Source organism: Curtobacterium sp. BH-2-1-1, from assembly GCF_001806325.1.
Taxonomy (GTDB): Bacteria; Actinomycetota; Actinomycetes; order Actinomycetales; family Microbacteriaceae; genus Curtobacterium.
In genome coordinates, this window is record NZ_CP017580.1 from 2,940,533 (window position 1) to 2,953,664 (window position 13,132).

The 13,132-nt window shown below is 70.6% G+C and carries 11 protein-coding genes and 1 tRNA gene; 8 read left to right on the top strand and 4 right to left on the bottom strand.

Features of this window, described 5'->3' with window-relative positions:
* Positions 1-30 precede the first annotated feature (30 nt).
* The 6 genes from BJK06_RS14070 (at position 31) to BJK06_RS14095 (ending at position 6,311) form a co-directional block, all read left to right on the top strand.
* A complete protein-coding gene (locus BJK06_RS14070; protein ID WP_070418405.1) occupies positions 31-1,194 on the top strand; it encodes an Rv2578c family radical SAM protein in 1,164 nt (387 codons plus the stop codon).
* A gap of 170 nt (positions 1,195-1,364) precedes the next feature.
* Positions 1,365-2,588 (top strand): sensor histidine kinase, encoded by a 1,224-nt coding sequence (locus tag BJK06_RS14075; RefSeq protein WP_070418406.1) that lies wholly within the window; start codon positions 1,365-1,367, stop codon positions 2,586-2,588.
* Complete coding sequence (locus BJK06_RS14080) at positions 2,585-3,823, top strand: hypothetical protein (protein WP_070418407.1); 1,239 nt, start codon at positions 2,585-2,587, stop codon at positions 3,821-3,823. The genes BJK06_RS14075 and BJK06_RS14080 overlap by 4 nt, the downstream gene beginning before the upstream one ends.
* Entirely contained in the window at positions 3,810-4,511 is a 702-nt protein-coding gene (locus BJK06_RS14085) for a response regulator transcription factor (RefSeq protein WP_229086463.1), read from the top strand. Before BJK06_RS14080 ends, BJK06_RS14085 begins: the two co-directional genes overlap by 14 nt.
* On the top strand, positions 4,511-5,137 hold the full coding sequence (locus tag BJK06_RS14090; protein WP_070418408.1) for a thymidine kinase: 627 nt from the start codon (positions 4,511-4,513) through the stop codon (positions 5,135-5,137). The genes BJK06_RS14085 and BJK06_RS14090 overlap by 1 nt, the downstream gene beginning before the upstream one ends.
* 130 nt (positions 5,138-5,267) lie before the next feature.
* Positions 5,268-6,311, top strand: coding sequence for an LLM class flavin-dependent oxidoreductase (locus BJK06_RS14095; protein WP_070418409.1), 1,044 nt, complete (start codon positions 5,268-5,270; stop codon positions 6,309-6,311).
* Positions 6,312-6,381: 70 nt separating this feature from the next.
* Here the strand turns inward: BJK06_RS14095 and BJK06_RS14100 are convergent.
* The 3 genes from BJK06_RS14100 to BJK06_RS14110 form a co-directional block, all read right to left on the bottom strand.
* Positions 6,382-6,455 (bottom strand) — tRNA-Pro (locus BJK06_RS14100).
* 94 nt (positions 6,456-6,549) lie between these two features.
* The gene (locus tag BJK06_RS14105) at positions 6,550-7,506 is read right to left on the bottom strand and encodes a metallophosphoesterase (RefSeq protein WP_070418410.1); all 957 of its coding nucleotides are present in this window, start codon (positions 7,504-7,506) and stop codon (positions 6,550-6,552) included.
* Entirely contained in the window at positions 7,503-10,064 is a 2,562-nt protein-coding gene (locus BJK06_RS14110) for a transglycosylase domain-containing protein (RefSeq protein ID WP_070418411.1), read from the bottom strand. The genes BJK06_RS14105 and BJK06_RS14110 overlap by 4 nt, the downstream gene beginning before the upstream one ends.
* A gap of 50 nt (positions 10,065-10,114) precedes the next feature.
* Here BJK06_RS14110 and BJK06_RS18865 point away from each other — a divergent pair, with 50 nt between their 5' ends.
* Together BJK06_RS18865 and BJK06_RS14115 are read left to right on the top strand one after the other, a co-directional pair.
* Positions 10,115-10,273: a hypothetical protein gene (locus tag BJK06_RS18865; RefSeq protein WP_022907077.1), complete on the top strand. Its 159-nt coding sequence runs from the start codon at positions 10,115-10,117 to the stop codon at positions 10,271-10,273.
* Complete coding sequence (locus tag BJK06_RS14115; protein WP_070418412.1) at positions 10,270-10,731, top strand: RidA family protein; 462 nt, start codon at positions 10,270-10,272, stop codon at positions 10,729-10,731. The genes BJK06_RS18865 and BJK06_RS14115 overlap by 4 nt, the downstream gene beginning before the upstream one ends.
* 78 nt (positions 10,732-10,809) lie before the next feature.
* Here the strand turns inward: BJK06_RS14115 and acs are convergent, their stop codons facing one another.
* Positions 10,810-12,798: an acetate--CoA ligase gene (acs, locus tag BJK06_RS14120; RefSeq protein WP_070418413.1), complete on the bottom strand. Its 1,989-nt coding sequence runs from the start codon at positions 12,796-12,798 to the stop codon at positions 10,810-10,812.
* Between the last annotated feature and the right edge of the window lie 334 nt (positions 12,799-13,132).

Genomic DNA, 13,132 nt, shown 5'->3' on the forward strand with positions numbered 1-13,132 from the left:
TGTCGTTCGAACGTGTGTTCGAATGACTGCATGCGGTGGAGTGGGCAGGCGATCGATGCCTCGCGGAGCGATGCGCTCCCCGGGCTCGAGTCGAACAGCGGGTTCGTCCGGAGCGTGACGACGCCGGAGTTCGCGGGTGTCACCTTCCACGAGGTCCTGGCCAAGAGCGCGCTGAACCGCGTCCCGAGCGCGGACGGCAGCGGGACGTACGGGTGGACGATCAACCCGTACCGGGGCTGCAGCCACGCGTGCGTGTACTGCTTCGCCCGCCCGACGCACACCTACCTCGAGTTCGACGGGGGAGCGGACTTCGACCAGCAGATCGTCGTGAAGACCAACGTGGCCGACGTCCTGCACCGCGAGCTCACGAAGCCGAGCTGGGACCGACACCCGGTCGCGCTCGGCACGAACACCGACCCGTACCAGCGGGCCGAGGGCAAGTACCGGCTGATGCCCGGTGTGATCCGTGCCCTGGCCGACTCGGGCACGCCGTTCAGCGTCCTGACGAAGGGCACCCTGCTGCGCCGCGACATCCCGTTGCTGGTCGAGGCCGCGCGGTCGGTGCCGGTCGACCTGGCGATGTCGATCGCGGTCTACGACGACGAACTCCAGCAGCAGGTCGAGCCAGGCACCCCGACGACGGCGGCGCGCCTGGCGACGGTCCGGGCCATCCGTGACGCGGGCCTGACGTGCTCCGTGTTCCTCATGCCCGTCCTGCCGTACATCACCGACACCCGTGCCCACCTCGACGACGCCGTCGGGCGAGCCGCGGCCGCTGGGGCGTCGAGCGTCATGTACTCCGCACTCCACCTGCGTCCCGGCGTGAAGCCCTGGTGGTTCGCGTGGCTCCAGCGCACCCGGCCGGACCTCGTCGAGCGGTACCGGTCGATGTACCTCGACAACACCTTCGCGCCGAAGGACTACCGGCGCTGGTTGTCGGAGCGGGTCCGTCCGATCCTGCGCGCGCACGGCATGGGGCTCGGCCACGTCGATCCGGCGACGGGCTCGATGGGGTTCTCGAACCGGCTGAGCGACCCCGGGGCAGCGCCCGCGACGCCGGCGGGAGCGATCTCCGGACCGTCGCCGTTCGAGGAGCAGTCCCGTCCGACGTCCTCGCCGCTCAAGCGCGCCGATCCGGGGTTCGACCAGCGCCTGGTCCCACGCACTGCACCGGTCGTGCCGACGCTCTTCTGACGGGCGTCCGGCACGAGGGCGTCGGTCCGCGTTCGGGGGACACCGGGAACACCCGTGTGCCGGTATCATCGAGCGGGTCGCCGATCACTCCGACAATCGGGGTACACGGTCGCACCAACCGTGGTTGGATCGTGGGCGGCGTTCCCCCACGTCCGGAAGGACCCCCACCCGTGCTCGGCATCCCCACGCACCTCGCTCCGCGAGTGAACGCGTGGTCGACCGTGCGGGCCTTCCACGCCGCGGCGATCGGTTCGCTCGCCGCCGCCGCGATCGCCCTGGTGCTCTACCGCCTGGCCGAACCGGACGTCCGGGTGATCGGTGCCGTGCTGGCGCTGGTCCCGATGCTCGGAATGATCGCCGTCCACGTGCAGTTCGGCACGTGGCGGTCGGCCGTCGCGTTCCTCGTCGTCGGCGGGGTGTGCGCGTGGTGGTTCGCCGTGGTCGTGCAACGCGAGGTCCCCGCCGGGTGGGTCGCCTCGTACCTGCTCTCCCTGTCGATCATCCCGCTCGTGCTGGTGGGCGGTGCCGGCGCGGTCGCGGGGCGGGTGGCACTGTGGTCGATCGCCGGGTTCCTGGTCGGTCGGGTCGCGACGTCGATCGCGATCGCGCAGGCGGGCGGTCCCACGCACCCCCTCGTGCTCGCGTGGGTGACGCTCGCGTTCGTCATCGCCCTCGTGCTCATCACGAGCCGCAACACCGCCCGCTCCGAGCGTGTGCAGCCCGAGCTGCTCCGTTCCGCGCGCGAGGAGCACGTCTCCGCGTACCGCGCCGGGGTCGAGGCCGAGGCAGCGGCCATCCTGCACGACACGGTCCTCAACCACCTCGGTGCGATCGCCCTCGCGCCCGACGGCCCGATGGACCCGCAGCTCGCCCGCACGGTCGAGGCGGACGTCGCGATGCTCACGGGCAAGGAGTGGCTCGCGCCGGGGGCCCGCCCGGCCCGCGCCGAACCCGGTGCCGCGGTGCGCGCGTTCGAGCAGATGGTCGACGACCACCGGGCGCTCGGACTCACGGTGACCGTCACCGGTGACCCCGCGGCCCTCGTCCGGTTGGACCAGGCGGCGATGACGGCGATCCTCCGTGCCGTCGGCCAGTGCCTCGCGAACGTCCGGAAGCACGCGGGCACCGACGCGGCCGAGGTGAGCGTGTTCGACGACGGGGTGGCGTGCACGGTCATGGTGGTCGACGACGGGCGCGGTTTCGACGAGTCCACGACGAGCCCCGACCGGATGGGCCTGCGCGGGTCCGTGCGGGAGCGGATCGGCCGGGTCGGCGGCGACGTCCAGGTGTGGTCGTCACCGGGCTCGGGGACGAGCGTCATGATGTCCGTGCCGTACGGTGCGGTCACCGGGACGACCCCGGTGCCGAACGCCGGGTCCGAGGTCGGCCGGTGACGCGCCCCGGTCCCGCCCGCGACGCCGGCCGCACCGCGCAGCAGTACGACCCGCTCGGCGCGATGGGGTCCCGCCCGCTGGCGATCGTGCTCGGCGCCTGCGGTGTGCTGTGGGCGCTGTTCGTGTCCGTCTTCGACCGGGACGTGGTCGGCAGCCCCACCCTGAGCGCCCTCACCGTGCTGCTCGTCGCGGCCTCCGGAGCGGTCGTGTTCGTCGCGTCGAGTCCGTTCCGCGCACCGTTCCCGCGCTGGGCGTTCGTGGTGCACGTGCTGCTCCTCGCCGCGGCGACGATCACGAGCGTCGCCGCCCAGTGGGGTCCGGACCGCAGCGCACTGAACGACTTCATGTCCCTGCTCGCCGCGACCGGCATCGTCATGACGGCACCGTACCGACCCTGGACGGACCTGGCCCTGGGCGGCCTGCTGCTCGCGGTCGTCACCGGGGTCTCGTGGGGCATCGTGGCGTGGGCGTTCCCGCACCACGTCCCGATCGGCGTCGCGGCGTTCCTGGCGGCAGCGCCGACGCTCGTGCTCACCGCGGCCTCGGCGGTGTTCGCGTGGACGTTCGCCGGGCTCGCCGAGCGCGTGCAGATCCGTGCCGGGTCGTACTCGGTCGAGCGTGCGGAGCGCGACGGCATCGACGCCAGCGTGCAGCAGGACCGTTCGACGATCCTCGCCCGCGACGTCGCACCCTTCTTCGCCGAGCTCCGCACGCGCGAGGTCATCACCGACGCCGACCGCGCCCGGGCCCGGTCGATCGCCGACGGCATCCGGCGCTCGATGGTGGCCGACGCCGACCGGACCTGGTTCGAGCAGGCCGTCCGCACCGACGGGGGCACCGACGCCGTCGTCGACGACCCCGACGGGCTCATCGCCACCCTCGACGCCGACCAGCGCACCGTCGTCCGGACGTTCCTGCGGGCCGCACTGCGTGCCTCCACGGTCGACCCCGCCGGGTTCCGCGCCACGATCCGACGGACGGGGACGGACGACGGGGCGGCCGGTGACGCGGACGGAGGCGCAGGCGGCGACGAGCGCACCAACGGCACCGCGCAGCCGCCCGCGACCGGCCGCGGAGTGACCGTCGCGATCGACCTCGCCGTCGCCGATTCCGACGTCGGCATCCACCGCACCTTCGACCCCTACTTCGCGGTCCTCCGCGTGACGTTCCCCGATCTGGACGTCGCGGTCCGACCCTCCGCCCTCGCACTAAGGTTCTCGTATGACCAGCACTGACCCGAGCCGGATCACGGATGGTGCGCCCGCCGTCCCGAACCCGGGGACACGACGCGTGCGGCTGGCGATCCTCGACGACCACGAGGTGCTGTTGGACAGCCTGTCGAGCTGGATCGCGGTGAACGCGTTCGACTTCGACCTCGCACTGACGGCCCACACGTGGCTCGAGATGGTGCACAGCGAGAACTTCCCGACCGACCTGGTGTTCCTCGACTTCCAGCTCAAGGAACCCGTCTCGATCGAGGCCCGCGTGCGCACCTGCCGTGCCGCCGGGGCCAAGGTCATCGTCCTGTCGAGCGTCGACAGCCGTGAGTCCCGCGACCGTGCGCTCGCCGCCGGCGCCGCCGCATTCCTGTCGAAGTCGCTCCCCATGCGCGAGGTCATGGACGTCGCGCGCGAGATCATGGGCGTCGCGCGGGACACCCCGCCGCAGCGCGACTGGCGTCCGTTGCCGACCGGGGCGAACGCGCACCAGCGGCCGAAGCTCAGCCACGGCGAAGAGGAAGCGCTGCGCCTGTACGTGTCGGGCTACTCGACGAACGAGGTCGCCGCGCAGATGAACGTGCAGTACGAGACCGCGAAGACCTACCTGCGCCGCGTGCGCGAGAAGTACAGCAAGGTCGGCCGGCCCGCGTCCAAGAAGTCCGACCTCATTCGTCGTGCGGCCGAGGACGGGTTCCTCGCGTAGTGGCGAAGCTCTACTTCCGCTACGGCGCCATGAACAGCGGCAAGAGCACCGGGCTCCTGCAGGCGGCCTACAACTACGAGGAACGCGGTCACCGGGTCCTGCTCGCGAAGCCGTCGGTCGACACCAAGGGCGACCGTGAGATCGTCTCGCGCCTCGGGGTGACCCGCACCGTCGACATCGTGTTCACGCCCGACGCCGACGTCCGTGCGGCGGTCACCGAGGCCGGTGCCAGCGATCCCGAGTCGGACCGGCTCGACGGCATGGTCCGGCCGGTCAGCTGCGTGCTCGTCGACGAGGCGCAGTTCCTCACGCCCCGCCAGGTCGACGACCTGCTGCGCATCGCCGTCCTCGACGAGGTGCCGGTCATCACGTACGGCATCCGGACGGACTTCCGCACCGAGGCGTTCCCCGGCAGCGCCCGCCTGCTCGAGGTCGCGCACTCGCTCGAGGAACTCAAGACGATCTGCCGCTGCGGCCGCAAGGCGGTCTTCAACGCCCGCAAGGTCGACGGACGGTTCGTCTTCGACGGATCGCAGGTCGCGATCGACGGGGTGGACGTCACCTACGAGTCGCTGTGCGCCAACTGCTACCTCACGGAGTCCGGCGGACGCCTCGACGGCGACTGACGGGTCCGCCGGCCCGCCTTGAGCAGACGCGACCGTCTGCCGGCCTGGAGGCGCGGGTCGGCGCCGACCCGCGCCTCCAGGCCCGCACACGGTGCGGAATGCACGTCGGCCGGGTGGCGTTGGCGACTGCATGAGCGACGCATCCGTGCACCTGTCCGTCCTCGACCTGGCGACCCGCGAGTACGGCCAGTCCAACACCGAGGCCCTGCAGGGCTCCATCGACATGGCGGTGCACGCCGAGAAGCTCGGCTACGAGCGCTTCTGGGTCGCCGAGCACCACGGCATGCCGGGGATCACGTCCTCCGCGCCGGCGGTGCTGCTCAGCGCCGTGGGTGCCGCGACGTCCACCATCCGGATCGGTTCCGGCGGCGTCATGCTCCCGAACCACGCGCCGCTCGTCATCGCGGAGCAGTTCGGCACGCTCCGCGCGCTCTACGGCGACCGGGTCGACCTCGGCCTCGGGCGTGCCCCGGGCACCGACGGCGCGACCGCGATGGCGCTGCGCCGCACCGACCGGCTCGACGTCGACGACTTCCCCGACCGGCTGGCCGACCTGATCGGCTTCTTCACCGGGATGGACCCCTCGAACCCCCTCGCCAGGATCCAAGCGGTGCCGGGCTACGGCGACGTGCCGGAGTTCTGGCTGCTCGGGTCCTCCGGGTACAGCGCGCAGGTCGCCGGTGCCCTCGGTGTCTCGTTCGCCTTCGCGCACCACTTCGCGTCGGACAACACCGAGGCCGCGCTCGCGCTCTACCGTGACTCCTTCCGGCCGTCGCGCTTCCGGCAGACCCCGAACGCGCTGATCGGCGTGCAGGTCGTCACCGACGAGGACCCCGCCGTGATCGACGAGCAGAGTGCCCCGGGCATGATCTCGTTCATCCGGATGCGGCAGGGCGCGAAGCCCGAGCCGGTGTCCATGGAGGAGGCCCGCGCGTACGAGTTCAGTGACCTCGAGCGGCGGTTCATCCAGGCACGGACCGAGCGTCAGGCGTACGGCACCGCGGACGAGGTCGCGGCGAAGATCAACGCCCTCGTGGCCTCGACCGGGGCGAACGGCATGATCGTCGCTCCGGGGGCTGCCCAGGCGCGGTACCGGCACCAGGCGCTCGACGTGGTGGCGGGGCTGCACGCGGAGGGGCGGCTCGTGGCTGCGGGGGAGGGCGCGTCGGTCTGACGCCCTGGCGAAAGCAGAAGGCCCTGGTTCCGGAGAACCAGGGCCTTCTTCATACTGTCTCAACACAGTGTCGGGGTGACAGGATTTGAACCTGCGACCTCCTCGTCCCGAACGAGGCGCGCTACCAAGCTGCGCCACACCCCGCGGTGTGGTCACTCCGTACCGGAGCAACCCCAGAAGTCTATCCGATGATCGGGGGTGGTCGTGACCATCCGGCGAACTCCCGGGCGCGTCGTGTTCAGTCCGTGCGGGCGGTCAGGGTGACCACGACGGCCTCGGGTCGGCAGGCGAAGCGGACCGGCGCGTAGATCGACGTGCCCAGGCCCGCAGAGACCTCGAGCCACGACCAGTGCCCACGGTGCTGCCACTTGTGCAGCCCGCTGACGTACCGACGCGGCAGGTCGCAGTTGGTGACGAGCGCGCCGACACCGGGGACCTGGACCTGTCCGCCGTGGGTGTGCCCGGCGAAGATGACGTCGGCGCCCTGGGTGACGAAGGCGTCGAGCACCCGGCGGTACGGCGCGTGGGTGATGCCGAGGGCGACGGGGGAGGGACCGTCCTCGTCCTCCGACCAGGGCACGTCGCCGCGCATTTCGTCGACGTTGGTCGGCAGCAGGTCGAGCCGGTCCCAGTCGCGGTGGGCGTCCGACGTCCCGAAGAGCTCGAACCGCGATCCGCGGAGTTCGATGGCGTGTGCCTGGTCGTTCACGTCCAGCCAGCCGAGGGACTCGAAGAACGCCGTCTGCCGGTCGATGTCGAGCTCGACCGGGCGGGTGCCGTGCTTGTGGGTGCTCGGGCCGCCGAAGTACTTGAGCGGGTTGCGCGGCGTCGGCCCGTAGAAGTCGTTCGACCCGTACGCGAACGCGCCGGGGACGCCGCGGAACGGCTCGAGCGCGTACTCCACCGCAGCGTTGGCCGTGGGGTGCCCGAGGTTGTCGCCGGTGTTGACGATGAAGTCGGGCTCGACGAGGCTCAGGTCACGCAGCCACTGCTGCTTGTCGGCCTGCCACGGCGCCATGTGGATGTCGGACAGGTGCAGCACGGTGACGTCGCGCGACCCCGGCGGGAGCACCGGGATGGTCTCCCACCGGATGCCGAACCGACGTCGCTCGACGAGCGTGCCCCAGGCCGCCGACGCGGCACCGACGGCCGCGCCCGCTGCGATGACCCCCAGCGCAGCGCGACCGCGACTCACTTGCAGTCCTTGGGCGCCTTGCCGTTCTTGTCGCCGTAGAGGGTCAGCGTCACCGCGGAGTCCTTGCTCGCCGCGGCGTGCACGCCCGGGTCGACCGAGGCCACACGGCACGTCTTGCCGGCGCCGCCCTTGACGTACGAGTCGGAGATGCTCACGTTCGAGAATCCGAGCTCGTTGAGCTTCGACCGTGCCGTGTCCAGCGTTGCTCCGGCGATCGCGGGCATGACGATCTGCGAGCCGTCGGAGGTGTAGACGGTGACGCTCGAACCGCTCGAGAGCAGCGAGTTCGCCGACGGCGAGGTCGACGAGACGGTGCCGGCCTTCGCGGAGCCCGGCTGCGCGCCGCCGTCCACGTAGGTGAACCCGGCGCCGGCGATCGCGGCCTTCGCCTCGGCAGCGGTCTTGCCGGTCACGTCCGGGACGGCCTTCGCGTTGCCGCGCAGGGCCGAGGACGACGGGTCCGTGAAGGCACCGGCCGGGTACAGCGCGTTCATCGGGGTCTGCGCCTGCCGCCAGACGTCCGCACGGGCGCTCGCGTAGGTGCCGCTGACACCGTTGCCGTAGTGACGGAGGTTGTTCTTGCCACCGTCGGTGTTGCCCTGCCAGTAGGCCGTGGCGACGCGGGTGCTCGACCCGACGAGCCAGATCTGGTCGGCGTCGTCGGTGGTGCCCGTCTTGCCGAACAGCTGGGTGCCGTCGTAGGTCTGGGCGCCGACCGCGGTACCGCCGGAGATCGTGCCCTTCATCGCGTAGACCGCGGTCTGCGCGACGGAGGGGTCGAGGACCTGCTTGCAGGCCTTCGGCTGGCCGCCGAGGCTCTTGCCCTCGGCGTTGGTGACGTTGTCGATCGCGATGGGCTCGCAGAAGGTGCCGTTGTTGGCGACGCCGGCGTACGCGGCGGCCATCGTCAGCGGCGCGATGTTGTTCGTGCCGAGGATGGACGACGGGTACGAGTTGAGCTCGGTCTTGTCGTCACCGGAGTGCACGCCGAGGTCCTGCGCGGTCTGCTTGATGTCGCAGAGGTCGAGCTTGGCGGCCATCGAGGCGAACGCTGCGTTCACCGACAGGGCGGTCGCACGGGCGACGGTGTAGTTGCCGTTCTCACCCGCGGAGTCGTTCTTCGGCGCCCAGTTCGTGTAGCTCGGTTCGCCACAGTGCTGCCAGACGGCGGTGTTGTGCGGCGTCCCGTTCACGGTCTCGTTGAGGCCGTGACCGGCCTTGAGCCACTGCAGGAGCGTGAAGAGCTTGTACGTCGACCCGACCTGGAAGCCGATGCCGCCGCCGTACTTCTTGTCGACGCTGTAGTTGATCGACGTCGACGTCGGCGGGGACTGCAGCGACTGGTCGTAGTCCTTGTTCTGCGCCATCGTCAGGATGCGACCCGTGCCGACCTCGACCGAGTCGAGCGCTGCGCCGAGCTTGAAGTTCGTCTCGGCCTTGTTGTCGTAGGTGTTGAGCACCTGCTTCTGCTGCGCGTTGGCGTCGATGTCGAGCGTCGTCTGGATCTTGTAGCCGCCGTTGCGCCAGGCGGCGTCGCGCTCCTTCTGGGTTGCGCCGAGCTGCGACATCTCCTTGACGACCTGCACGGCGTAGTCGCAGAAGAACTGCGAGCCGTCGCCGACCGAGGCCTTGCAGCCCTGGGACGGCTGCGTCAGGTGGACGTAGTCCTTCGGGTTCGACTTGACGGCTTCGTCGTACTCGGCCTTCGTCAGGTGCTTCTGCGCGTACATCGACTTGAGGATGACGTTGCGGCGAGCGACGTTGGCGTCGTAGTACTTCGGGTTCGACAGGTTGCGCGTGTTCGGCGACTGCACGATCGCGAGGATCGAGGCGGCCTCGGCCGGGGTCAGGTCGGTCGCGCTCTTGTTGTAGTAGTGCTGCGCGGCGGCCTGCACGCCGTAGGTCTGGTCGCCGAAGTAGGCGATGTTGAGGTACCCGGTGAGGATCTCCTTGTGGGTGTACTTCTTCGCGAGCCCGATGGCGAGCTTCATCTCCTCGAGCTTGCGGGGGATGGTCTGCTCGACCGCGTCGTTGTACGCCTTGAGACGCTCTTCCGGAGTGGTGAGCTCGAGCGCCTGGTTCATCTTGATGTTGCGGACGAGCTGCATGGTCAGCGTCGACCCACCGCCCGACTCGCCGAGGCCGCCCGCGAGGGAGCCCACGCCCGCACGGACGAGCGAGGTCATGTCGACGCCGCCGTGGTCGTAGAAGCGCTTGTCCTCGCCGTCGATCGCCGCGTTCTTCAGCTGGTCGCTGATCTGGTCGAACTTCAGCTCCTGACGGTTCTGGTCGTAGACCGTCGCGAAGTGCACGCTCTTGCCGCCCTGGTACGCGTACAGCTCGTTGCGCTGCGGGAGGTCACCGATCTCGATGTACTCCGGCAGGGACTCGAACACGCCGATCGTCGACGTCGTCGTGACACCGGCGACCGCGATGGCCGGGGTGACACCGATCGTGACGAGCAGACCGGCGAGCACGCTGAAACCGACGAAACCGACGAAGGCGCCGACTGCAGAGACGGGCTTGGTCCGCGAGGCAGACGTCTTCTGGGCAGACATAGGATGCAGCCTAAACGACACCGCCGACTGAAAGGCTGGCAAGGATCTCCATGACTCGCTGGGAATACCTCACGACCCCGTTGATCATCCACAACACCACCGCCATCCTCAACAACTTCGGTGACGAGGGGTGGGAACTCGTCCAGGTCGTCACCGGCCCCGAGGGCGGACTCGTCGCCTACCTGAAGCGCCCGAAGGCCGACGCATGACCGTCGCCGACCGGCTCGCCGAGCTCGGGCTGACCCTGCCGGCGGTCGCGGCCCCCGTCGCGGCCTACGTTCCCGCCGTCGTCACCGGCCGGTACGTCTACACGGCCGGTCAGTTGCCGTTCGCGGACGGTTCGCTGCCGGTCACCGGCAAGGTCGGCGGCACGGTCGACGCCGAGACCGCCACGGCCCAGGCGCGGGTGGCGGCGCTCAACGCCCTCGCCGCCGTCGAGTCGGTCGCCGGTTCGCTCGACCGGGTCGCCCGGGTCGTCAAGGTCACGGTGTTCGTCGCGTCCGACGCGTCCTTCACCGGCCAGCCGGGTGTCGCGAACGGTGCATCGACGCTCGTCGGCGACGTGTTCGGTGACGCCGGCGTCCACGCGCGGAGCGCGGTGGGCGTCGCCGTGCTCCCGCTGGACGCGCCGGTCGAGGTCGAGCTGGTGGTGGAGCTCACCGACTGACGGACCGTCAGCAGCGCACGTCACGCGAGCCGTGCCTCCAGTCCGATCGGACAGGAGGCGCGGCTCGCGTCGTTCCTGCTACATGAGTTCCGAGATGGTCGCCATGATCGTCGGGTCGGCCAGCGTGGTCGTGTCGCCGATGCGACGGCCCTCGGCCGCGTCGCGGAGCAGGCGACGCATGATCTTGCCGGAGCGTGTCTTCGGCAGCTCGGGCACGATCACCACCTGCCGGGGCTTCGCGATGGCGCCGATCCGCTTGCCCACCCAGTTCCGGAGCTCCGCGGCGGCGGACTCGCGGTCGACGTCGGCCGCCGCCTCCGACGTGAGGATGACGTAGGCGACGACCGCCTGCCCGGTGGTCTCGTCGGCGGCACCGACGACCGCGGCCTCGGCCACGCCCTCGTGCCCGACGAGGGCCGACTCGATCTCGGCCGTCGACAGGCGGTGTCCCGACACGTTCATGACGTCGTCGACCCGACCCTGGATCCAGATGTCGCCCTGGCCGTCGAGTCGGGCGCCGTCGCCTGCGAAGTACCGACCGGGGAAGCGTGACCAGTAGGTCTCGACGAAGCGGTCCGGGTCGCCCCAGATGCCGCGCGCCATCGACGGCCACGGCTCGGTGATGGTGAGGTAGCCGCTCTCGCCGGGGTCGGCGCGGTGGCCGTCGTCGTCGACGATCTCGGCGACGATGCCCGGCAGCGGTGTCTGGGCTGCTCCGGGCTTGAGCTTCGTGACGCCGGGCAGCGCGGAGATCATGATCGCGCCGGTCTCGGTCTGCCACCACGTGTCGACGATGGGCGTGCGGTCGTGGCCGATGACCTGGCGGTACCAGTTCCACGCCTCGGGGTTGATCGGTTCGCCGACGCTGCCGAGCAGGCGGAGGGTCTCGAGGCTCCGGGCCTCCGGGACCGCGCGGCCGGCCTTCATCGCGGCGCGGACCGCGGTCGGAGCGGTGTAGAGGACCGTGACGCCGTACGCGTCGACGATGTCCCACCAGCGGCCGGGCTTCGGCTCGTCCGGGGTGCCCTCGTAGAGCACCTGCGTGACGCCGTTCGCGAGGGGGCCGTAGACGACGTAGGAGTGCCCGGTGATCCAGCCGATGTCGGCGGTGCACCAGTAGACGTCCTTCTCCGGGTGCATGTCGAACACGTTTTTGTGCGTGTACGCCGCCTGGGTCAGGTACCCGCCGGAGGTGTGCACGATGCCCTTCGGCTTCCCGGTCGTGCCCGAGGTGTAGAGGATGAAGAGGGGCGTCTCGGCGGGGAAGGCCTGCGCCTCGTGGGTGGGGTCCGCCTTCGCCAGTTCGTCGTGCCACCAGAGGTCGCGCTCGTTCCAGGCGATGTCGTTGCCGCCGCGCTTGACGACGAGGACGTGCTCGACGCTGTCGGTGCCTTCGCCCTCGAGTGCCTCGTCGACCGCGGGCTTGAGTGCTGAGACCGCGCCACGGCGCCAGCCGCCGTCGGCCGTGACGACGAGCTTCGCGCCGGCGTCCTCGATGCGGGCGCGGAGGCTCTCGGCGCTGAAGCCACCGAACACGACCGAGTGCACGGCGCCGATGCGGGCGACGGCGAGCATCGTGACGACGGCCTCGGGGATGAGGGGGAGGTAGACGACGACGCGGTCGCCCTGCCCGACGCCGAGGTCGGTGAGCATGTTCGCGGCGCGCTGCACGTCGGCGGTCAGCTCGGCGTAGGTGATGCGTCGGGTGTCCCCGGGAGCACCCTCGAAGTGGATCGCCACCCGGTCGCCGTTGCCCGCGCGGACGTGCCGGTCGAGGCAGTTCTCGGCGACGTTGAGCGTGCCGTCGGCGAACCACTTCGCGAACGGGGCTCCGGACCAGTCGAGGGTCTGGGTGAACGGCGTCCGCCAGTCGAGGAGCGCGCGGGACTGGTCCGCCCAGAACGCCTCGCGGTCGGCGGAGGCGGCCTCGTGCAGGTCCTCGTGTGCGACGGCGTCGGCGACGAACTCCGGCGACGGGGGGAACGTGGCGTCTCGGCCTGCGTCCGGGGTGCCCGGGCTGCCGGGGGCTCCGTCGCTGCGGGGGTCGGTCTGGGTCGGAGCGGACATCGATGTCCTTTCGCGTCGTTGCGGCAGGGGTGCAGTCGGAGACTACCCCTCGGCATGGGCGCGGGTCGGCGGGGGCGTGTGCGGCCGTGGCGGTCCTGTTCGCTCTGGGCGTGCACCGCGGCACGCCCAGAAGTCGATCCGGGGGTTGCTTCCGGAGGCCGATCATGGGGTACAGTAGTTCCCGCTGGACTCGTTTCCGGCGGCAACGGTTCGGATTCCCCCCAATCCACCGATGTCAAGGCGGCACCTGTTCCCCCCAACCGGTGCCGCCTCTTCTCGTTTCCGGGCCGGTTCGTGCCACGGATGACCGCGCTCGTGGTCGGTGACACGCGTC

Bases quoted from the DNA above. Each gene is read 5' to 3' on its own strand.
- BJK06_RS18865 (WP_022907077.1), top strand. From the start codon at position 10,115: ATGACTCGCTGGGAATACCTCACGACCCCGTTGATCATCCACAACACC.
- BJK06_RS14085 (WP_229086463.1), top strand. From the start codon at position 3,810: ATGACCAGCACTGACCCGAGCCGGATCACGGATGGTGCGCCCGCCGTC.
- BJK06_RS14095 (WP_070418409.1), top strand. From the start codon at position 5,268: ATGAGCGACGCATCCGTGCACCTGTCCGTCCTCGACCTGGCGACCCGC.
- acs (WP_070418413.1), bottom strand. From the start codon at position 12,798: ATGTCCGCTCCGACCCAGACCGACCCCCGCAGCGACGGAGCCCCCGGC.
- BJK06_RS14110 (WP_070418411.1), bottom strand. From the start codon at position 10,064: ATGTCTGCCCAGAAGACGTCTGCCTCGCGGACCAAGCCCGTCTCTGCA.
- BJK06_RS14070 (WP_070418405.1), top strand. From the start codon at position 31: ATGCGGTGGAGTGGGCAGGCGATCGATGCCTCGCGGAGCGATGCGCTC.
- BJK06_RS14115 (WP_070418412.1), top strand. From the start codon at position 10,270: ATGACCGTCGCCGACCGGCTCGCCGAGCTCGGGCTGACCCTGCCGGCG.